21 protein-coding genes are annotated in these 18896 nt (G+C 70.9%); 6 read left to right on the top strand and 15 right to left on the bottom strand.

The window, feature by feature from the left end; translation table 11 throughout:
- Window positions 1-39 precede the first annotated feature (39 nt).
- A complete protein-coding gene (gene mscL / locus AB0O44_RS13840; protein WP_364138262.1) occupies window positions 40-483 on the top strand; it encodes a large conductance mechanosensitive channel protein MscL in 444 nt (147 codons plus the stop codon).
- Between the two features lie 17 nt (window positions 484-500).
- Here mscL and AB0O44_RS13835 read toward each other — a convergent pair whose 3' ends face one another.
- The gene (locus tag AB0O44_RS13835) at window positions 501-1496 is read right to left on the bottom strand and encodes a diacylglycerol kinase family protein (RefSeq protein ID WP_364138259.1); all 996 of its coding nucleotides are present in this window, start codon (window positions 1494-1496) and stop codon (window positions 501-503) included.
- Between the two features lie 213 nt (window positions 1497-1709).
- Here AB0O44_RS13835 and AB0O44_RS13830 point away from each other — a divergent pair, with 213 nt between their 5' ends.
- Complete coding sequence (locus AB0O44_RS13830; protein ID WP_364138256.1) at window positions 1710-1928, top strand: hypothetical protein; 219 nt, start codon at window positions 1710-1712, stop codon at window positions 1926-1928.
- 124 nt (window positions 1929-2052) lie between these two features.
- Window positions 2053-2679 carry a hypothetical protein gene (locus tag AB0O44_RS13825; RefSeq protein ID WP_364138253.1) on the top strand — a complete coding sequence of 209 codons (627 nt, stop codon included), beginning with the start codon at window positions 2053-2055 and terminating at the stop codon, window positions 2677-2679.
- Window positions 2680-2722: 43 nt separating this feature from the next.
- Here the strand turns inward: AB0O44_RS13825 and AB0O44_RS13820 are convergent, their stop codons facing one another.
- The 12 genes from AB0O44_RS13820 to AB0O44_RS13765 form a co-directional block, all read right to left on the bottom strand.
- A complete protein-coding gene (locus AB0O44_RS13820; protein ID WP_290257199.1) occupies window positions 2723-3544 on the bottom strand; it encodes an IclR family transcriptional regulator C-terminal domain-containing protein in 822 nt (273 codons plus the stop codon).
- Window positions 3545-3569: 25 nt separating this feature from the next.
- Entirely contained in the window at window positions 3570-4256 is a 687-nt protein-coding gene (locus AB0O44_RS13815) for a 3-oxoacid CoA-transferase subunit B (protein WP_290257198.1), read from the bottom strand.
- Window position 4257: 1 nt separating this feature from the next.
- Complete coding sequence (locus tag AB0O44_RS13810; protein ID WP_364138250.1) at window positions 4258-4917, bottom strand: 3-oxoacid CoA-transferase subunit A; 660 nt, start codon at window positions 4915-4917, stop codon at window positions 4258-4260.
- A gap of 3 nt (window positions 4918-4920) precedes the next feature.
- Window positions 4921-6144: a thiolase family protein gene (locus AB0O44_RS13805; RefSeq protein ID WP_364138247.1), complete on the bottom strand. Its 1224-nt coding sequence runs from the start codon at window positions 6142-6144 to the stop codon at window positions 4921-4923.
- A complete protein-coding gene (gene pcaC / locus AB0O44_RS13800; RefSeq protein WP_364138245.1) occupies window positions 6137-6580 on the bottom strand; it encodes a 4-carboxymuconolactone decarboxylase in 444 nt (147 codons plus the stop codon). Before pcaC ends, AB0O44_RS13805 begins: the two co-directional genes overlap by 8 nt.
- A complete protein-coding gene (locus AB0O44_RS13795; RefSeq protein WP_364138242.1) occupies window positions 6577-7395 on the bottom strand; it encodes an alpha/beta fold hydrolase in 819 nt (272 codons plus the stop codon). The genes pcaC and AB0O44_RS13795 overlap by 4 nt, the downstream gene beginning before the upstream one ends.
- On the bottom strand, window positions 7388-8821 hold the full coding sequence (locus AB0O44_RS13790) for a lyase family protein (protein ID WP_364138239.1): 1434 nt from the start codon (window positions 8819-8821) through the stop codon (window positions 7388-7390). Before AB0O44_RS13790 ends, AB0O44_RS13795 begins: the two co-directional genes overlap by 8 nt.
- A complete protein-coding gene (gene pcaG, locus AB0O44_RS13785) occupies window positions 8818-9402 on the bottom strand; it encodes a protocatechuate 3,4-dioxygenase subunit alpha (protein ID WP_364138236.1) in 585 nt (194 codons plus the stop codon). The genes AB0O44_RS13790 and pcaG overlap by 4 nt, the downstream gene beginning before the upstream one ends.
- A complete protein-coding gene (gene pcaH / locus AB0O44_RS13780) occupies window positions 9395-10294 on the bottom strand; it encodes a protocatechuate 3,4-dioxygenase subunit beta (protein WP_364138233.1) in 900 nt (299 codons plus the stop codon). Before pcaH ends, pcaG begins: the two co-directional genes overlap by 8 nt.
- Before the next feature lie 51 nt (window positions 10295-10345).
- A complete protein-coding gene (locus AB0O44_RS13775) occupies window positions 10346-12268 on the bottom strand; it encodes a TIM barrel protein (protein ID WP_364138230.1) in 1923 nt (640 codons plus the stop codon).
- Window positions 12268-13149: a shikimate dehydrogenase gene (locus AB0O44_RS13770; protein WP_364138227.1), complete on the bottom strand. Its 882-nt coding sequence runs from the start codon at window positions 13147-13149 to the stop codon at window positions 12268-12270. The genes AB0O44_RS13775 and AB0O44_RS13770 overlap by 1 nt, the downstream gene beginning before the upstream one ends.
- Before the next feature lie 124 nt (window positions 13150-13273).
- A complete protein-coding gene (locus tag AB0O44_RS13765) occupies window positions 13274-14173 on the bottom strand; it encodes an IclR family transcriptional regulator (RefSeq protein ID WP_364138224.1) in 900 nt (299 codons plus the stop codon).
- Between the two features lie 224 nt (window positions 14174-14397).
- On the opposite strand from AB0O44_RS13765, the gene AB0O44_RS13760 reads away from it, so the two are divergent.
- Window positions 14398-15717, top strand: coding sequence for an MFS transporter (locus AB0O44_RS13760; RefSeq protein ID WP_364138221.1), 1320 nt, complete (start codon window positions 14398-14400; stop codon window positions 15715-15717).
- A gap of 140 nt (window positions 15718-15857) precedes the next feature.
- Here the strand turns inward: AB0O44_RS13760 and AB0O44_RS13755 are convergent, their stop codons facing one another.
- Window positions 15858-16925, bottom strand: coding sequence for an ATP-dependent DNA ligase (locus AB0O44_RS13755; RefSeq protein ID WP_364138218.1), 1068 nt, complete (start codon window positions 16923-16925; stop codon window positions 15858-15860).
- Window positions 16926-17065: 140 nt separating this feature from the next.
- Between AB0O44_RS13755 and AB0O44_RS13750 the strand changes: the two genes are divergently transcribed.
- Window positions 17066-17302, top strand: coding sequence for a hypothetical protein (locus AB0O44_RS13750; protein WP_364138215.1), 237 nt, complete (start codon window positions 17066-17068; stop codon window positions 17300-17302).
- A gap of 56 nt (window positions 17303-17358) precedes the next feature.
- Here AB0O44_RS13750 and AB0O44_RS13745 read toward each other — a convergent pair whose 3' ends face one another.
- Entirely contained in the window at window positions 17359-18132 is a 774-nt protein-coding gene (locus AB0O44_RS13745) for a DUF1932 domain-containing protein (RefSeq protein WP_364138212.1), read from the bottom strand.
- A gap of 92 nt (window positions 18133-18224) precedes the next feature.
- On the opposite strand from AB0O44_RS13745, the gene AB0O44_RS13740 reads away from it, so the two are divergent.
- Window positions 18225-18893: a GntR family transcriptional regulator gene (locus AB0O44_RS13740; RefSeq protein WP_364138209.1), complete on the top strand. Its 669-nt coding sequence runs from the start codon at window positions 18225-18227 to the stop codon at window positions 18891-18893.
- Window positions 18894-18896: the final 3 nt, after the last annotated feature.

The raw sequence follows: 18896 nt of genomic DNA, 5'->3' as shown, positions 1-18896 counted from the left end.
GGTTGAAACACCCGTACGGCAGCATTCCCGGAGGACCCCATGCTCAAAGGATTCAAGGACTTCATCCTGCGCGGCAACGTGATCGAACTGTCGATCGCCGTCGTCGTCGGTACAGCGTTTACCGCCCTGGTGACCGCCTTCACCACCAACATCATCAACCCGATCATCGCGGCCGCGGGCGGCGTGCAGGCCCAGGGCCTCGGCTTCCACATCTGGCCGGGCAACGAGAAGACGTTCGTCAACGTTGGCGCGGTGCTGACCGCGTTCGTCACCTTCCTGATCACCGCCGCGGTGGTGTACTTCATCTTCGTGGCGCCGATGAACCGGATCAACAGGATGGTCAAGAACCGGCTCGCGACGGCGGAGCCGGAGGAGAAGCCGCTCCCGGCGGACACGGCCCTGCTGGCCGAGATCCGGGACCTGCTGACGGTGGTGGCCGGGACGTCCCGCGACTCCCGGGACGTCCCGGCCGATCACCGCTAGCGGCCAGGCGCCTCTCGCTAGGCCTGCGCGGCCTTCGTCATCCGGATGGTCAGGGCCTCGTGCTCGACTGCCACGCTCAGGTGCTTGGCCTTGCCGATGTGGTCGCCGTCGAGCTGGAATTCCTGCTCCTGGTCGAGGCTGATTTCCGCGGTCTTGCCGACGAAGTACTCCACGGCCTTGTTCTTGTCGTTCTTGCGGCCGAACATGCCGGCCAGCACACTGAACCAGCCGAGCCGGCCCTGCGGGGCGAGGATCAGGACGTCCAGGATGCCGTCGTCGATCTTGGCGTCCGGGAAGACCTCGATGCCGCCGGTGATCTTGCCGCAGTTGCCCACCATGACGCTGCGGATGCGGCGCCGGACCGGCTGCTGTCCGTCGACGCTGATCCGGGCGCGGACCGGCTTGCCGGGCAGGTGCCGGATGCCGGCCTCGACGTAGGCCAGCCAGCCCACCCGGTCCTTGAGCTCGTCGACGGTGTTGGCCATGATGGCCGCGTCGTATCCCAGTCCGGCCATGACCAGGAACAGCTGCTCGTCCCCGCCGTGGTCCAGCCGCGCCTTGACGACGTCGACCTTGATGTCGGAACCGGCCAGGACGTCCCGGCTGGCCGCGACCGGGTCGGTGATGTCGACCCCGATGTTGCGGGCCAGCAGGTTGCCCGTGCCCATCGGCACCAGGCCCATCGGGGTGCCGGTGCCGGCGAGGACCTCGGCGACGCACCGGACGGTGCCGTCCCCGCCCGCGGCGATGACAACGTCGACGCCGGCCTCCAGGGCCTCACGCGCCTGGCCCAGGCCGGTGTCCTCGGCGGTGGTCTCGAGCCAGAGAGGCTCGGCCCAGCCCTCCGACTCGCAGAGGTCATAGAAGGCGGTCTTGAAGTCCTCGCCGGAGGATTTCATCGGGTTGATGACGACGGCGGCGCGGCGGGTCGTCGAGGCGTCCCCTGCCGGGCTGGTCTGTGCGGAATGCTCCGGGGCCGGGGTGGCCTGGGTCGCGGCATTGTTCTGTGGCATGTCGTCCTTCGGGCAGCGTGGCGGGATGGCTCCCGCAGTGAAATCCTATCCGCGCCGCCCCGCTATCCCGCACAGCGGGGGCGCGGAATCGTGGACGCACCGCTCGGATGGTCAGTACACTGACCGTGTTCAAGGACTGAAGCGTGCCGGCCTGGCCGGATGCCGCCCCGGAACCTCCGGGGCGTGTGCGCTTCGGACGCGGAAGGCGGCCACATGACCGAACACCAGGACCATCACACGGCGGAAGCCGAAGCCTCCAGCAGGGATCCCCACGACTGGGGCCGGGCCATGGCGCTGGCGCTGACCCGGCTGGCCGAACAACTCGATCCCGAGGGCGGCGAGGACATGCACACCACCCTGGTGAACCGGCCGCTGCAGCTGCAGATCCGTGACGACGACGAGGGCGTCACCATCACCGTCTCCACCGCGTAACCGGGCCCCGGCCCGGCGACGGGGAAACAATCCGCCGGGAATCCGTATTTTGTCCAAGGTATGTGCCAGACTGGGCGGGATTTAGCGGCCCGATGTGGCCGGAAGACTCATCTCATTTGGGGGAATGATGACCGAGCGCGCGGATTCCGACGCACACGAACACTCACTGACGAACCTCGGGGCGGAGCCCCGCTACGGCCAGCGATGGCCCGACGGCGCGCCGTGGCCGGATTCGGCGGACCGCCGGCACACGCTGCTGCCGGCCCTGCCGCTGCCCCGCCCGCGGACCGAGACGCTGGAGCACGCCGTGCGCGGCACCGTCTTCGCCCTGGCGGTGGTCCCGGCCGGCGTCGTGCTGTGGCTGGCTCTCTGGAAGCTCGGCTGGATGGCCTCGCTGGTGTCGTTCGTGACGGCGGCCGGCGCCGCACGGCTCTATCTGGCCGGCAGCACCGGTGGCCGGGGCGGCTCCGTGACCCGGCGCGGGGCCTGGGTGGTGCTGGGCGTGACCGCGCTGACCATGCTCCTGGCGTTCTTCGGCAGCATCTGGCTGGATGTGGCCGAATATATCGGCGACCAGCCCTTCGGACTGCTCTTCGAACCGGGAGCCTGGGACCTGCTGGGCTACAACCTCACGAGCAATCCGCCGCTGGTGCAGGACCTCAAGGGCGAATTCCTGATGATGCTGCTGTTCAGCGCGCTGGGCTCCTTCTTCACGCTGCGGCAGCTCTTCGCCCGGTCCCGCCGGGTCTAGAACCCCTCGCCCGGCGACTCAGTCCGCGCGCCAAGCCCGCGGCTCAGCTCTTCGCGGAGAGGTCCGCCGAGATGAGTTCGGCGGTGGCGACGGCGGCCTCGCGGACCGAGTCGAGGTACGCTGCGGGGTCCGGGCGGGCCGCGACGGCCTGGGCCTGCAGGGACACGTTGATCGCCGCCACCACCTTCGGCCCGTCGTGGATCGGCGCGGCCACGGACATCAGCCCGAGTTCCAGTTCCTGGTCCAGCAGGCACCAGCCCTGGGCGCGGACCGTGGCGAGTTCGGCCTCCAGCCCGGCGCGGTCGGCGATGGTGTGCGGTGTCAGCGGTCGCAGATCCGCGGTGTCCAGGTAGCGCGCCAGCTCCTCCGGCGGGAGGGCGGCCAGCAGCACCCGGCCCATCGAGGTGGCATAGGCGGGGAACCGGGTGCCCACGGTGATGCCGACGGTCATGATCCGGCGCGTCGCCACCCGGGCGACGTAACTGATGTCCTGGCCCTCCAGCACCGCGGCGGAGGTTGATTCGCCGAGCGCCAGGGAGAGCTCCTCCAGGTGCGGCTGGGCGATCTGCGGCAGGGACAGCCCGGAGAGGTACGCGTAGCCGAGCTGCAGCACCTTGGCCGTGAGCGCGAAGTCCTTGCCATCGGTGCGGACGTAGCCCAGCTCCACCAGGGTGTGCAGGAAGCGCCGGGCCGTGGCGCGGGTCAGATCCGTCCGCGCGGCCACCTCGCTGAGCGTCATCTGCGGGTGCTCGGCGTCGAAGGAGCGGATGACGGCCAGGCCGCGGGCCAGCGACTGGACGTACTGGTCGCTCGCGGCGGGCGCCTCCGTGGCACCGGCCGGGGACGGGTTCGGCTTTTGAGTCACCGCCCTACCCTATCTGCGCGGCCCGTCATTCCGGCCCGGCCGCGGTCAGCGGCACGGGCACCACGGCCTGCAGGTCCGCCAGGGTGCAGCCGAACGTCTCCCGCACCGTGACGCCGTCGGGCCCGATGAGGAAGACGGCCTTGTCCGTGTAGACGCGGGTGACGCAGCCGATTCCGGTGAGCGGGTAGGTGCAGGTTTCCACCAGTTTGGAGACGCCGTCGCGGGTCAGCAGGGTCATCATCACGAAGACGTCCTTGGCGCCGGTGGCCAGGTCCATGGCCCCGCCCACGGCCGGGATCGCGTCCGGGGCGCCGGTGTGCCAGTTCGCCAGGTCCCCGGTCCCGGAGACCTGGAAGGCGCCGAGGACGCAGATGTCCAGGTGGCCGCCGCGCATGATCGCGAAGGAGTCCGCGTGGTGGAAGTAGGAGGCGCCGGGCAGCTCGGTGACGGGGATCTTGCCGGCGTTGATCAGATCGCCGTCGATCTGGCCCCCGGTAGCCTCGGGTCCCATGCCGAGCATGCCGTTCTCCGTGTGAAGGGTGACGTTCTGTTCCGGCTCGAGGTAGTTGGAGACCAGGGTGGGCTGGCCGATGCCCAGGTTGACGAACGAGCCGGGGGCGATGTCCCGGGCCACCAGGCGGGCCAGCTCGTCCCGGCCCAGGGGCTCTTCGGAGCGCCGGAGACTCTCCTGGCGCTCGGACTGCGTGCTCATCTCAGGCCACCTTCACAATGCTGTTGACGTAGATTCCGGGCGTGATGACGTTTTCCGGGTCGAGGCTGCCGGTGGGGACGACGTCGGAGACCTGGACGATGGTGTGCTTGGCAGCCGCGGCCATGATGGGACCGAAGTTCCGGGCGGTCTTGCGGTAGACCAGGTTGCCCTTGCCGTCGGCGGTGAGCGCCTTGATCAGGGCGACGTCGGCGTGGATGGGCGTCTCGAAGACCTGCCATTTGCCGTCCAGGAACCGGGTTTCCTTGCCCTCGGCGAGCATGGTGCCGTAGCCGGTGGGGGTGAAGAAGCCGCCGATTCCGGCCCCGGCCGCCCGGATCCGTTCGGCCAGGTTGCCCTGCGGGACAAGCTCCAGTTCGATCTCCCCGGCCCGGTACTTCTCGTCGAAGTGCCAGGAGTCGGACTGGCGGGGGAAGGAGCAGATCATCTTCCGCACCCGGCCCTCCTTGATCAGCAGCGCCAGGCCCTGATCCGCCTGGCCGGCGTTGTTGTTCACCACCGTGAGGCCGGTGGCGCCGCCGTCGAGCAGGGCGTCGATGAGTTCGAAGGGCTGGCCGGCGTTGCCGAAACCGCCGATCATCACCGTGGACCCGTCCCGGATACCGGCGACGGCCTCGGCCACCGTGTCTACGAAGTTCAGCATGGCTCAGGCCTTTCCCTTGCTGGCGCCGGCGGTGACGTTTTCGAGGACGACGGCGAGGCCCTGCCCGACGCCGATGCAGATCGCGGCGACGCCCCAGCGTTCTCCGGACGCCTGCAGGGAGCGGGCCAGGGTGCCCAGCAGCCGGCCGCCGGAGGCGCCCAGCGGGTGGCCCATGGCGATCGCCCCGCCGTGCCGGTTCACAATCGCGGGATCGATGCCCCAGCCGTTGATGCAGGCCAGGGACTGCGCGGCGAAGGCCTCATTGAGTTCGACGGCGCCCACCTGGTCCCAGCCGATCCCTGCCTTCGCGAGGGCCTTGTTGGCCGCCTCGACGGGGGCGTAGCCAAAGTACTGAGGGTCGTTGGCGTGCGCGCCGCGGCCGGCGATCCGGGCCAGCGGGTCCAGGCCGAGCAGCCCGGCGGCGGCCTCGCTGCCCAGCCACGCCGCCGAAGCGCCGTCGGAGAGCGGGGAGGCGTTTCCGGCCGTGATGGTCCCGCCGTCGGGCCCGTCGGCCTCGGCGCGGAAGACGGTCTTCAACCCGGCGAGCTTCTCCGCGCTGGAACCGGGGCGGATGCCCTCGTCCCGCGTCAGGTCCGTGCCCGGCACGGCGGCGACGAGGGAGTCGTAGAAGCCCTCGTCCCAGGCCGCGGCGGCCAGGTTGTGCGAGGCGGCCGAGAACTCGTCCTGTGCCTGCCGCGTGACGCCGAACTTCTCGCGGAGCCGCTCGGTGGCCTCGCCGAGGGAGATGGACCAGTCCGGGCGCATCCGTTTGTTCACCAGGCGCCAGCCCAGGGTGGTGGACACCAGGGCCATGTCCCCGGCCGGGTAGGGCTTTTCGGTCTTGGGCAGAACCCACGGCGCCCGGGACATCGACTCGACGCCGCCGGTGAGTACCAGGTCGGCGTCGCCGGTGGCGATCTGCCGGGAGGCGATGATCGCCGCGTCCAGCGAGGACCCGCAGAGCCGGTTGACCGTGGTCCCCGGGACGCCGACCGGAAGCCCTGCCAGCAGGGTGCCCATCCGGGCGACGTTGCGGTTTTCCTCGCCGGCGCCGTTGGCGTTGCCGAAGACCACCTCGTCGATCCGCTCCGGGTCCAGGCCGGGGGCCCGGCGGACGGCCTCGCCGATCACGTGCGCGGCCAGGTCATCCGGGCGTACGCCGGCCAGGCCGCCGCCGAATTTGCCGAACGGGGTCCGTACGGCGTCGTACAGAAAAGCCTCAGTCATGGTTCTTGTCCACTTCGGTCTCGTCGATGGTGCGGAACACCTGCTGGGCGGTCTTGAAGGCGGTGTTGGCCGACGGGACCCCGCAGTAGATGGCCGTCTGCAGCAGGATCTCCTTGATCTCGTCCCGGGTCAGGCCGTTGGTCAGGGCGGCCCGGATGTGCATGGCCAGCTCCTCCCAGTGCCCGTGCGCCACCATCGCGGTGATGGTCACGGCGGAGCGCATCTGCCGGCTGATGCCCGGCCGGGTCCAGATGCCACCCCAGGCGATCCGGGTGATCATGTCCTGGAAGTCCTCGGTGAAGTCGTCCTTGGCGGCGTTGGCCCGGTCTACATGCGCGTCGCCGAGCACCTCGCGGCGGACCTTCATGCCGCCGTCGTAGATCTCGCGGCTGGTGGCCTCCGGCTGGACGACGCCGTGACGGTCCGGGCCGCTCACTGTCCCGTCCCGTTCGACTCGGCCCAGGTGATGAGGGTGCGCAGCAGTTCGGCGACGTGCCCGGGGGCCTCGAAGGGTGCCAGGTGGGCGACGCCGGCCAGGGTGGCGGCGTTCGCGGTGCCACCGCCGGCGGTGATGCCGTCCACGATTTCCTTCGCGAGCGACGGCGGTGCCACCTCGTCCAACTCCCCGGCGAGGGCCTGGGTGGGGACGGTGATGCTGCCGAGTTCGGCGCGGACGTCGTAGCCGGCCAGGGCCTCACAGCAGAACGCGTAGCTGAACCGGTCGGCATCCCTGAGCGTGTGCAGCAGGCGGCTGCTGCGCTCGGGTTCGTGCTCCAAGAAGCCGGGCGCGAACCAGCGCTGGGCGGAGCCCTCGATCATCACCGGGGTGCCCTGGTTCCGGACGGTCTCCGCGCGCTCCAGCCAGCCCTCGGGGGTGCCGATCCTGGCGCCGCTGCACTGCACGGAGAGGCTCTTGAGCCTGCCGCCGTGTTTGATGCCCAGCTGCAGCCCCACGGCCCCGCCGAGGGAGACGCCGGCGTAGTGGAAGCGTGCGCCCGGGGAGATCGAATCGACGAGCTCGACGACGGCGTCGGCCAGTTCGGCCACGGTAAAGGGTTCCGTCGCGGCCGGGGAGACCCCGTGGCCGGGCAGGTCCCAGGCAACGACGTCGAATGCGTTGCCGAGGAGGCCCCCGGCCTGGCTCCAGAGCAGGGTGGAGGTCCCCAGGGAGGGCCCCACCACCACCAGGGGCCGGTCGCCGAGTTCGCGTTGCGGCGAGAGCAGGACGGCCTTGAGGGTTGGCTTAGTCATCGGAAACACCTTTCTGGAGGGCCGGGTCAGCGAAGCCGGGCCGGGCGTCGAGCAGCCGGCGGATGATCCCGCCGGACTGGCCGAGGTAGTTCGCGGGGTCGAGCAGCTCCTCGAGCCGTTCGTCGGTGAGGGCGTCGGCGGGGACGGCCTCCCGCAGCAGCGAGCGGTAGGTGGCGCCCCGCTCGGCGGCGGGCGCCTGCAGGGTGCGGTCCACTACCTCCTGCAGCCGGGCGCGGCCGCCGTCCCCCAGCAGGGGCGCGACGGCGGCGCCGACGGCCTCGGAGAGCAGCAGCGGCCCGAAGAGGTCCAGGTTGCGGCGCATGGCGTCCGGGTGCACCTGCAGCCCGGCGGTGAGCTCGCGCAGCTGGCCGGCGGCGCCGAGGGCGAGCCGGAGCAGGGAGCGCAGCGCGGGCCATTCGGCGTGCCAGGCGCCGTCGGCACGTTCGTCGTTGAAGCTGGCGGCGGCAAGGTGCAGCTGGGCCGCCAGCGCGGGGGCCTGCAGCGCGGCGCTGCGGACCAGGACCGAGAGGACCGGGTTCTGCTTGTGCGGCATCGCCGAGGAGCCGCCGCGTCCGGGGGCTACGGGTTCGGACAGCTCGGCGACCTCGGGCCGGCTGAGGAACAGCACGTCCCCGGCGATTTTGCCGGCCGCGTCCGTGACCGCGGTGAGGGCGTCGCCCAGTGCCGTGACGGCGAGGCGGTTGGTGTGCCAGGGTGCAGCGACCGGGTCCAGGCCGAGGCTGGCGGCGAGCCGGTCGGAGAGCTCGAACGGGGTGCTGGCGGGGCCGGCCAGTGCGGTGCCGGCGGCCAGGGTGCCGGCGGCGCCGCCGGTCTGCACCGGAAACTCCAGGCTCTCCAGGCGGGCCGCGGCGTCGACGAGCCCGGCGAACCACTGCGCGGCCCGGAGTCCGAAGCTGTAGGGCAGCGAGTGCTGGGTCAGGCTGCGGCCCACGCAGACGGTGTCCCGGTGGCGTTCGGCGAGCCCGGCCAGCGCCGCCGTCGATTCCCGCACCCCGGCCAGGAGTTCGGCGACGGCGTCGGAGGCCAGCAGCATCAGGGCCGAGTCCAGCACGTCCTGGCTGGTCAGGGACGCGTGCACCGCGGCGGACGCCCCGAGGCCCTCCGTGTCCAGGGTGGTGACCCGGGCCCGGAGGTCGGCCAGCAGCGGGATCACCGGGTTAGCCCCGCCCTGGGCGCGGACCGCGATCCCGGCAAGGTCGTAGTGGTCCACGTCCGCGGCCGCCGCAACGACGGCGGCAGACCCGGCGGGCGCCAGGGAAGCCTCCTCGAGGACCCCGGCCCAGGCGGCCTCGACCCGCAGGATGGCGGCGAGGACGGCGCGGTCGCCGGTCAGCGCCGTTACCCGCGGGGCGGCCGAGACCGGGCTGAGCAGGCCAAAGTCGCCGTCGGGAAGGGGAGCCGTCACGGCGCGGTGCCCTCGCCCTCGGAGCCGGCCTCGAAGTCGAGGAACACCGTCTCGCCCTCGCCCTGCAGCCGGATATCCCAACGCAGGCCGCCGTCGGCCTCGCGCCGGGCGATCAGCGTGCGGCGGCGCTCCGGGTCCAGGGTGGACAGCAGCGGGTCGCTGGCCAGGGCTTCCTCGTTCTCCGGCAGGTACACGCGGGTGAAGAGCCGGTTCATCAGGCCGCGGGCGAAGACCACCACCGAGATGAACGGCGCGGCACCCGGGGCGGTGGGGCCGGGGTTGACGGTGGTGAAGGTGAAGACGCCGGTGTTGCCGACGGCGCAGCGGCCGAAGCCGGTGAAGGTGTACCCGTCGCGGACCAGGGAGCCGGGGTGATGCGGGACGTTACCCTCGGCGTCGGCCTGCCAGATCTCCAGGATGGCGTCCGGGACCGGGTGGCCGGCGCCGTCGTAGACCGCGCCCTGCAACCGGATGCTGCCCGGGGTGGCGGGCGGCAGCAGTTCGCGGTCCTTGGCGTAGGGCAGGGCGTAGCCGTAGAACGGGCCCACCGTCTGGCCGGGCGTGGGGGTCAACTTACTCATGGTGGTCGCCTTCCGCGCCGAGGGCCTCGTTTTCGGTCCAGGTCCGCTTGGACCCGGTCAGGACGATGTCCCAGTTGTAGGCCAGCGCCCACTCGGGCTTGGTCTGGTCGTGGTTGTAGGTAGCCACCAGGCGGTCCCGGGCGTCCTGGTCCACGATCGACTGGTAGATCGGGTCGAGGGCGAAGAGCGGGTCGCCGGGGAAGTACATCTGCGTGACGATGCGCTGGGTGAACTCGTGGCCGAAGAGCGAGAAGTGGATGTGCGCGGGACGCCAGGCGTTCAGGTGGTTCTTCCACGGGTACGCGCCGGGCTTGATGGTGGTGAAGCTGTAGGAGCCGTCCGCGCCGGTGATGCAGCGGCCGACGCCGGTGAAGTTCGGGTCCAGCGGGGCCGGGTGCTGGTCCCGCTTGTGGATGTAGCGGCCGGAGGAGTTGGCCTGCCAGATCTCCACCAGCTGGCCGGCGACCGGGCGGCCGTCGCCGTCGAGGACCCTGCCGGAGACGATGATCCGTTCACCCAGGGGCTCGCCGTTGTGCTGGATGGTCAGGTCCGACTCCAGCGCGTGCACGTCCATGTGCCCGAACGCCGGTGAGTACAGCTCGATGGTCTCCGGGTCCGCGTGGTGCAGGCTCTTCGTGGGGTGCCGGAGGATGCTGCTGCGGTACGGCGGGTAGTCCAGCCGCGGCTGGATTTCCGCGGTGGCGCCGTTGGCGCGGGCCTGGGCGTACGCGGCGCCGAGGGCCTGCATCTCGTCGCTGAGGATCTGCTGGGATTCGGCGGCGGTGTCCAGGGCGGGTACGGCCGGTTGGGCCGGGGTCTGGGGCGCTGCGTCGGACACGTCTTCGGTGAGCGGGTCCGCGTTGAACGTCTCGCGGTTGATCTCTTCAGGCACTGCAGCCTCCTTTCGTGGTGCTGGATCGGTGATTCTCGGATGATGCGCGGGTCAGGAGGTGCGGGTCAGTTGGTGCCGGTGGTCGTACTGGACGGCGTGGCGGACCGGCGCGTTGGGGGCACCATACCCGTCGTAGCGGCCGCGGCGTTCAACCATTTCGAAGAACACGCTGCCCACGGTGGCGGTGTAGAAGTGCAGGAACTCGCCGTCGGCGTCGCGGTCGTAGAGCAGGTTCAGCTCGCGCAGGGTGGCGAGGAACTCCGGGTCCAGGTCGAAGCGGGCGTCCAGGTCCTCGTAGTAGTTGGCCGGGATGCGCAGGAAGTCCAGGCCCCGGTCCCGGGCGGCGCGGGCGGTGGCCACCAGGTCATCGACGGCCACCGCGATGTGCTCCTGGTAGGTCCGGCGCGGCGCGTGGCCCCCGCCGGCCGGCTCCGTGGAGCCCTCCTGCTGGTGCAGCGGGGCGAGGTTGAGTACCAGCCGGACGCCCCGGTCGCCCGTGGCCATGACCTGCGAGCGGACCAGCCCGGTGGGGCTGGCCACCTCGGCATAGGGCTGGGGCTGGAGCGCCAGGGCGCTGGTGTAGAAGAGGACGGCCTCGTCGAAGTGCTGCCAGGGCTGGGCCAGGTTGACGTGGTCGATCACGGCGCCGGACCCGGCGGCTGCCCCTTCCGCGGCGGCGTCCGCGTGGCCGGGGCCGAACTCGTCCACCCAGGCGGCCGTGCCGTCCGGGCTGCCCTGGCAGAGGAAGATCTCGGTGGAATCCGGTGCGGCGAAGCCCTGGAAGACCTCCTCGTCCGCGCGGCTGGTGCGCGGCACGGCGGGGGCCTTCAGCTGCCGGGCGCGGGCCGCGGCGAGCACGGGCGAGTCGACGTCGAAGCCGACGGCGGCGATGGCGGTTTCCGCCGGGGCCGGGGCGTCCTCGTTGATGATGATCCGGGCCTGGCCGAGGGTCCAGAGCTGGACGTTCTTGCTGCGGTGCCGGCCGTTGAAGCCGAAACCGAGCTGGCCCAGCAGGCTCTCCAGCGCGGCGGTGTCCGTGGCGCGCACCTCGGCGAAGTTAAACCCGGCGGGTTCGGCCACCCGCGGCAGCGTGGCCAGCTCCATCGGGTGCCGGCGCGGGGCGGGCCGGCCGGCGGCGGCACCGGGCGCGTTCCCGGTAAGCCACTTGGCGCTTTGTTCCTCGAGCCAGATCAGCGAGCGCATTGCGTCCACGGCGGTGCGTTCGACGTCGGACTGGCGGAAGACGTCGTTGAAGACCTCGAGCGAGACCGGTCCCGCGTACCCGGCGCGGACCACGTGGCCCATGAACTTGGCCAACTCGAACTGCCCCTCGCCCGGGAAGACGCGGTGGTGCCGGCTCCAGGACAGCACGTCCATGGACAGCTTGGGGGCGTCCGCGACCTGGACGAAGAAGATCTTCTCCGGGTCGAACGCCTCGATCGGTGCGGTGTCCCAGTCCCGGGAGAGGATATGGAAGGAGTCCAGGCAGGTGCCCAGGTTCGGGTGGTCCACCCGGGCCACCAGGCGGTGGGCGTGCTCGTAGTCGTTGACGTATCGGCCCCAGGCGAGGGCCTCGTACGCCACCCGGACCCCGTGCTCCCCGGCCAGCTCCGCGAGCCGGGCCAGCTGTTCGGTCCGGAGGTCGTCGTCGTCGATCGACGCGGTGGCCACGTTGGAGCAGACCAGGATGGTGTCCATGCCAAGTCTGGACATCAGCCGGAACTTGGCCTCGGCGCGGCGGAGGTTGCCGCCCAGCAGCTCCTCCGGGACGCTGTCGAAGTCGCGGAACGGCTGGTACAGGTCCAGGGTGAGTCCCAGGTCCGCGGCCATGGCGCGGATGTCCTCCGGGCTCAGCGGCGAGGTCACCAGGTCCTGTTCGAAGATCTCGATCCCGTCGAAGCCGGCGATGGCGCAGGCCTGCATCTTCTCCCGCAGGGTGCCGGAGAGGCAGACGGTGGCGATTCCGGTGCGCATCAGGCGGCCACCTCCTCGGCGGCGACGAGTTCCAGGAAGTGGTCACGCATCCGGGCCGCGTCCGGTTCCCTTCCGGTGAAGATGCGGAAGGCGTCGGCGGCCTGGCCCACGGCCATCCGGCCGCCGTCGAGGACGTCGCAGCCGCGTTCCCGCGCCACCCGGACCAGCTCGGTCTCGATCGGCCGGTAGACGATGTCCGCCACCCAGTGCCGGGATTCCAGCAGATCGGCGTCCAGCGGCAGGCCCGGGTGGGCGGCCATGCCCACCGGGGTGCAGTGGACCAGGCCGTCGGCGCGCGGCATCAGGGCCGGCAGCTCCGCCGTCGTCCGTGCCGTGACCGTGGCGCCGGGGAAGAGGACGGCCAGCTCGGCGGCGCGGGCGGCGCAGCGGGCGGGGTCGGTGTCCACCAGGTCCAGTTCACGGACGCCGGCGGTGAGCAGGGCGTAGGCGACGGCGGAGCCCGCGCCGCCGGCGCCGAGCTGGACCACGCGGTCCAGGGTGGCGTCGGGGAGCCCGTCGGCCAGGGCCGCGGCAAAGCCGGAGCAGTCGGTGTTGTGGCCGGTCAGCCGGCCGCCCCGGATGGTGACGGTGTTGACCGCACCAAGCCGGCGGGCGTCCGGGGTGAGGTCGTCGAGGTGCTCGATGACCAGCTGCTTGCAGGGGTGGGTGATGTTCAGGCCGTTGAAGCCGAGCCGCGCGGCCCCGGTGAGGAGATCACCGACGGCGGTGCCGGGCAGGCCGAGTTCGATCAGGTCGATGGGCCGGTACAGGTAGCGCAAGCCCTGCTCATCGCCCTCCCGTTCGTGCATGGGCGGCGTGAGCGACGGCGTCACGCCATCACCCACGAGGCCTATGAGGAAGGACTCCGCTCGGTTGCTCATCCGTCTAGCTCCTTTGACAACGGCACCCTCTCCGCCGCACCGCTCGGGGAGGCGGGGAAAGTGATAGGGGTAACAATACTGCAAGTGTTCACATAATGCACTTGTGTTCTTATGACGAACTTATCTATTGCTGCGGCAGCCTGGCGGAGAGTTCCGCGGCCGCCGCCTGCAGCAGGGGCACCAGCGCCATGAGGGCCTCCATGCTCATCCGGAAGACCGGCACGGCGGTGGCCAGGGAGGCGAAGGCGTGGCCCTGGGCATTGAAGACGGGGACGGCGACGGCGCGCATGCCCAGCTCGTTCTCCTCGTCCATGGTGGCGTAGCCGCGGGCGCGGACCTGCTCGATTTCGGCGCGGAAGTCCCCGCGGTCGGTAATGGAACGCTCCGTCAGGGGATCGAGCGGGAGTTCCTCCAGGAGCCGGTTCCGGGTGGCGTCATCGGCGAAGGCAACCAGCGCCTTCCCCACGGAGGTGGTGTGCAGCGCACCCAGATGGCCGGGATCCGAGGTCACCCGGAATGTCTGCGGGCCATCCACCTTGTTCACCGTCAGGTGGTGGTTGCCGTCCCGCACGGAGAGGATGGTGGCCTCCCCGGTCTCCTCGGTCACCCGGCGCAGGATGGGCAGCGAGGTGCCGGCGAAGCCGTGGTGGTTCGATACCCGCTGACCCAGCTGGAACACCCGCAGGCCCAGGTGATAGCGGCGGCCATCCGGCTCGTAATCGACGAAGCCGTCCCGGGTCAGCGAGCCCAGCAGCCGGTAGGTGGTGCTGAACGGCAGCTCGGCGCGGCGGGACAGTTCAGCGGCACTGGCGCCGCGGGGTTCGTCGCCGAGCAGGACCAGCAGCCCGAGGGCCTTGCCGACCATGTCGGTGCGGGAGCCGGCGGCCGGTTCCGGACCCGCCCCGGCACCGGCTCCTGCGGTTGTTGCCGGACCCGTCCCGGCGGTCGGCTCGGCAACGGAATCGGCAGCAGTTTCGGCGCCGGACTGATCGGCGGCCGGCATTGTGTCCTGGTTCACACTCATGACTCGATGTTCTCACATTGTGAGAGCTATTGCTAGATGGTGAATATTTTCCTTGACAAGTGATCTACCCCACAGCCATGCTTGCTACATCACGCAAGTAGCTCCCACCATGCGGCTACTTCACAGGGTCCACTCCAGGTCAATCGGCTGCCGCATCCGGGAAGCCAGCGGCCGGCACGGCCCCCAGATCCATCCCGACAATGCCGTCACCCCGAAGGAACACCATGAGCCAGACTCTCCCGACTACGACGCCGGGCACCGCCACTCCGGCGGGCACGCCGAAGAAGGCTGCCCTCGCCAGCTTCCTCGGCAGCGCCGTCGAGTACTACGACTTCTTCATCTTCGGTTCCGCCGCCGCCCTGATCTTCCCGAAGGTCTTCTTCCCGGACGCGGACACCAACGCCGCCATCATGTCCTTCGCGACCTTCGGCTTCGCGTACATCGCCCGCCCGGTGGGCGCCATCATCCTGGGCCACTTCGGTGACCGGGTGGGCCGCCGCAAGGTCCTCATGTTCACGCTGGTGCTGATGGGCGCCTCCACCTTCGTCATCGGCTGCCTGCCGGACTTCAAGACGGTCGGCTGGTGGGCACCGGTACTGCTGGTGATCGCGCGGCTCTGCCAGGGCCTCTCCGCCGCCGGCGAGCAGGCCGGCGCCTCCTCCATGACGCTGGAGCACGCCCCGGACAACCGCCGCTCCTTCTTCACCTCCTGGACCCTCACCGGCACCCAGGGCGGCCAGATCCTCGCAGCCCTCGTCTTCATCCCGGTCCTCGCCCTGCCGGACGAGGTCAAGTACGGCATCGGCTGGCGCATCCCGTTCTGGCTCAGCGCCGTCGTCGTGGTGGTCGCGTTCTTCATCCGCCGCACCCTGCACGAGCCGCCCGCCTTCGAGGAAGCCCAGAAGAGCGCCCAGATTTCCAAGATCCCGGTGGCCGACCTGCTCAAGCACCACTGGCGTGACGTGCTCCGCGTCGTGGCCTGCGCGTTCATCGCCGCCGTCTCCACCGTCTTCGGCACCCTGGCCATCAGCTACGCCAAGACCGTCGCCAACGTGGACGGCACCGTGACCCTCTGGCTGGTGGTCGGCGCGAACCTGGTGGCCCTGGGCACCCAGCCGCTGTTCGGCAAGCTCGCGGACCGGATCGGCCGGAAGCCCGTCTTCATCTACGGCGCGCTCTCCAGCGCGGTGCTGACCCCGGTGTTCCTGCTCAGCCTCGAATCCGGTTCCGTCCCGCAGATGTTCCTGGCCGCGATCGGCTTCTTCTCCTTCGGCTACGCCGCCTCGAACGCCGTCTGGCCCTCCTTCTACGCCGAGATGTTCAGCACCAAGGTCCGCTTCTCCGGCCTGGCGATCGGCACCCAGCTGGGCTTCCTGATGGCCGGCTTCGCCCCGGCGATCGTGGCTGCGATGGGTGGCATCAAGGCCGGTGGCTGGGTCCAGATCACCATCTTTACCGCCATCATCTGCGTCATCGCCGCCGCCTCCGCGCTGACCGCTAAGGAAACCTTCAAGGTCCCCACCAAGGAGCTCGGCCTACGCTGAGCCCGCCTCCGTTTGAAAGGCCAGGGCGGACGTTCCCGCCCGGTTACAAACCCGGAAGGCCCGGTGTGTTCACGGAACACGCCGGGCCTTCCGGCGTGTCGGGGCACTGAGGGGCGAGGTAACCGGGGAGGAGCGTACGCCTAGCGGCCGGCGCCCAGCACGTCGGCCAGGTCGTAGCCGACCGGTTCCTCGAGTTGGGCGTAGGTGCAGGACCGGGGGTCCCGGTCCGGCCGCCACCGCACGAACTGGGTGGTGTGCCGGAACCGGGGCCCTTCCATGTGGTCGTACTTGACCTCCAGCACCCGCTCCGGCCGCAGCGGCACGAAGCTGAGGTCCTTGCTGCCGCTCCACCGGCTGCCCTCGGCGTTGCGCGGGGTGCGGGTGCCGTCCTCCTGCCGGTCCCAGGCCCAGGGGTGGCCGGCGAAATCCGTGACCAGGGGCTGGAGTTCCTCGAAGAGTTCCTTCCGGCGCTGCATCGGGAAGGCACCCACCACGCCGACGCTGGCCAGCACGCCGTCGCCGTCGTAGAGCCCCAGCAGCAGCGAGCCCACCCGGTCCGGCCCGGAGGTGTGCACCCGGTAGCCGGCCAGGACGCAGTCCGCGGTGCGCTGGTGCTTGACCTTGAACATGGTCCGCTTGTCCGGCTGATAGACCGAGTCCAGGGCCTTGGCCACGATCCCGTCCAGGCCGGCGCCCTCGAACTGGTTGAACCAGCGCTCCGCGGTGTCCCGGTCCCGGGTCGCGGCCGTGACGTGCACCGGCGCGCTGCTGGCGGCCAGCGCACGTTCCAGGGCCTCGCGGCGTTCCGCGAACGGCCGGCCGGTGAAGTCCTCGCCGTCCAGCGCCAGCAGGTCGAAGGCGACGAAGCTGGCCGGAGTCTGCCCGGCCAGCAGCTTGACCCGGCTGGCCGCGGGGTGGATCCGTTGCTGCAGCGCGTCGAAATCCAGCCGGTCCCCCGCCACCAGGACCACCTCCCCGTCCAGCACGCAGCGCGGCGGCAGGTTCCGCTTCAGGGCCTCGACCAGCTCCGGGAAGTAGCGGGTCAGCGGTTTGCCGTTGCGGCTGCCGATCTCCACCTCGTCCCCGTCGCGGAAGATGATGGAGCGGAAACCGTCCCATTTGGGTTCGAAGCTCAGCTCCCCCTCGGGGAGGGCGGGGACGGCCTTGGCCAGCATCGGCGCGACCGGAGGCATCAGGGGCAGGTCCATGCGCCCATTCTTGCCTGCACCCGGCCCGGCGTCGAGAACTAACCCGTTCCTTACCGCACCGAAACGCGGCGGCAACAATGGGCTCCCACACTGGAAGTGCCCGCAGGTCCAGGCATCAGCTCCAGTCCGGGAGGCCCGCCATGTTGAAGGAAGCCGCAGCGCACGTTGTCCGAATCCGCAGCCTTGAGCAGGTGCGGCGCGGGGATGAGATCGAGGCCCGCCTGCGGGTGGGACCGAACTACGACGACGTCGTCATCCGCCGCGGGTGCGTGCAGGAGACGGCCCCGGGAATCGGCGTCGTCTGGATCATGGACCGGCACAGCGGCATGCGCAAGGCCGTCAATACCGACGAATGCACCCTGTGGCGCGTCGCTTGAGCCGGGGATCCAACCGCCGCCTGGAACGGAGACCCACGACCGGCCGGCGGGCGTAGTCAGTCAGGACTGCCCCCGGCCAGCAGGTGCAGCCATTCGATGGTGCCGTCGGTGACCGGGTGCGGCACGCCGAGGGTGTCCAGGAAGGCCCGCGCCTCGCGCATCTCCGCCTCGCGCCGCACCGCGTGGACCGGCGTCCCCGCCAGCAGCCGCGATACCAGCGCAGGGCCGGCGGGGCCCAGCTCCGCGGCGATCTGCCCGGTCAACCACTCCTCCGCGCCCACCGCACGGGCCGCCGTCACCGCCTCGATCAGCCCGGCCGCGAGGCCCTTCATGAATACGCTGCGCAGCAGCTTCAAACCGGCGGCCGCGCCCGCCTCGCCGCCCGCGCCGGCCGCCGGGATTCCCCAGCCCGCCAGCACCGGCAGCAGCGCCTCCGTGCCGGGGCCGCTCAGCAGCAGCGGGGTGGCCAGCCGGGCGCGGGCCACGGGGGCCAGGACGGCGACGTCGACGAAGCCCGCCCCGCCGTCCCGGGCCGCCAGGGCCAACCGCCGTTTGGCCTCCGGCCCGGCGGTGTTCAGGTCCGCGTAGAGGGCGTCCTGGCCCAAGGCGGGCAACGCCTGGCCCAGAACCTCCGCAGCGGCGGCTCCCCCCACCAGGCTGAGGACCACGGACGCGCCGCGCACCGCCTCCGCCACGGAGACGGCCCGGAGCACGCCCGGCGGTGTCGCGGCCACCCGGGGGTCGACGCCGGCGACGGCCACGCCCAGCCCGGCAAGGTCCGCGGCATAGATGCTTCCGGCTTCCCCCAGGCCGAGTACGGCGACGCGCATGCGGACCCACCCCTTCGATGCTTCTAAGATTGTAGACAATATGGTCCCGGATCCGGGGTCTGCCGCAGTCCGATTCCGGGGGTTGAGTTCATATGGCACCAGCAGCTGAGAGTCCCGCGGTGGCCGGGCCCGCCGCGGACACCCGGGTGACGGACCTGATCCGCGGGGCGATCATCCGCGGCGAGTACGCCCCCAACCAGCGGCTGATCGAGGCCGACCTGAGCGGGGCCTTCGCCGCCAGCCGTGCCACGGTAAGGACCGCGTTGCTGGAGCTGGCCGGCGAGGGCCTTGTGGAGCGGCTGCCCAACCGCGGCTCCCGGGTGCGTGCCATCTCGGTGGAGGAGGCGATCGAGATCCTGGAGGTGCGGATCGGCGTCGAGGGCCTGTGTGCCGCGAAGACCGCGGCCGCGCTCAGCGACGGGGACGCCGCCGAACTGCTGGACCTCCGGGCCAGGATGGTCGAGTCCGTCGCCGAGGGTGACCTGGTGGAGTACTCCCGGCTGAACCTCTCGCTGGACAACCGGATCCGGGAACTGAGCCATCACACGATCGCCGCGGAGGTCCTGGCCCGGCTGCACGCCCAGAGCGTCCGGCACCAGTTCAAGCTCTCCTCCCGGCCGCAGCGGGCCAAGGTTTCCGTACTGGAGCACGCCGCGATCATCGACGCCGTCGTCGCCCGGGATCCGGACGCCGCCGAGCAGGCGGTGCGCAGCCACCTGCTCAGCGTCATCGCGGCCCTCCGCGATCTCCCGCCGGCCTGACCC

It is taken from the genome of Arthrobacter sp. NPDC080082 (assembly GCF_040686595.1).
In the GTDB taxonomy this organism is placed as follows: domain Bacteria; phylum Actinomycetota; class Actinomycetes; order Actinomycetales; family Micrococcaceae; genus Arthrobacter.
The sequence above is the reverse complement of the archived record's forward strand: the minus strand, read 5'-3'. Positions and strand labels throughout refer to the sequence as shown.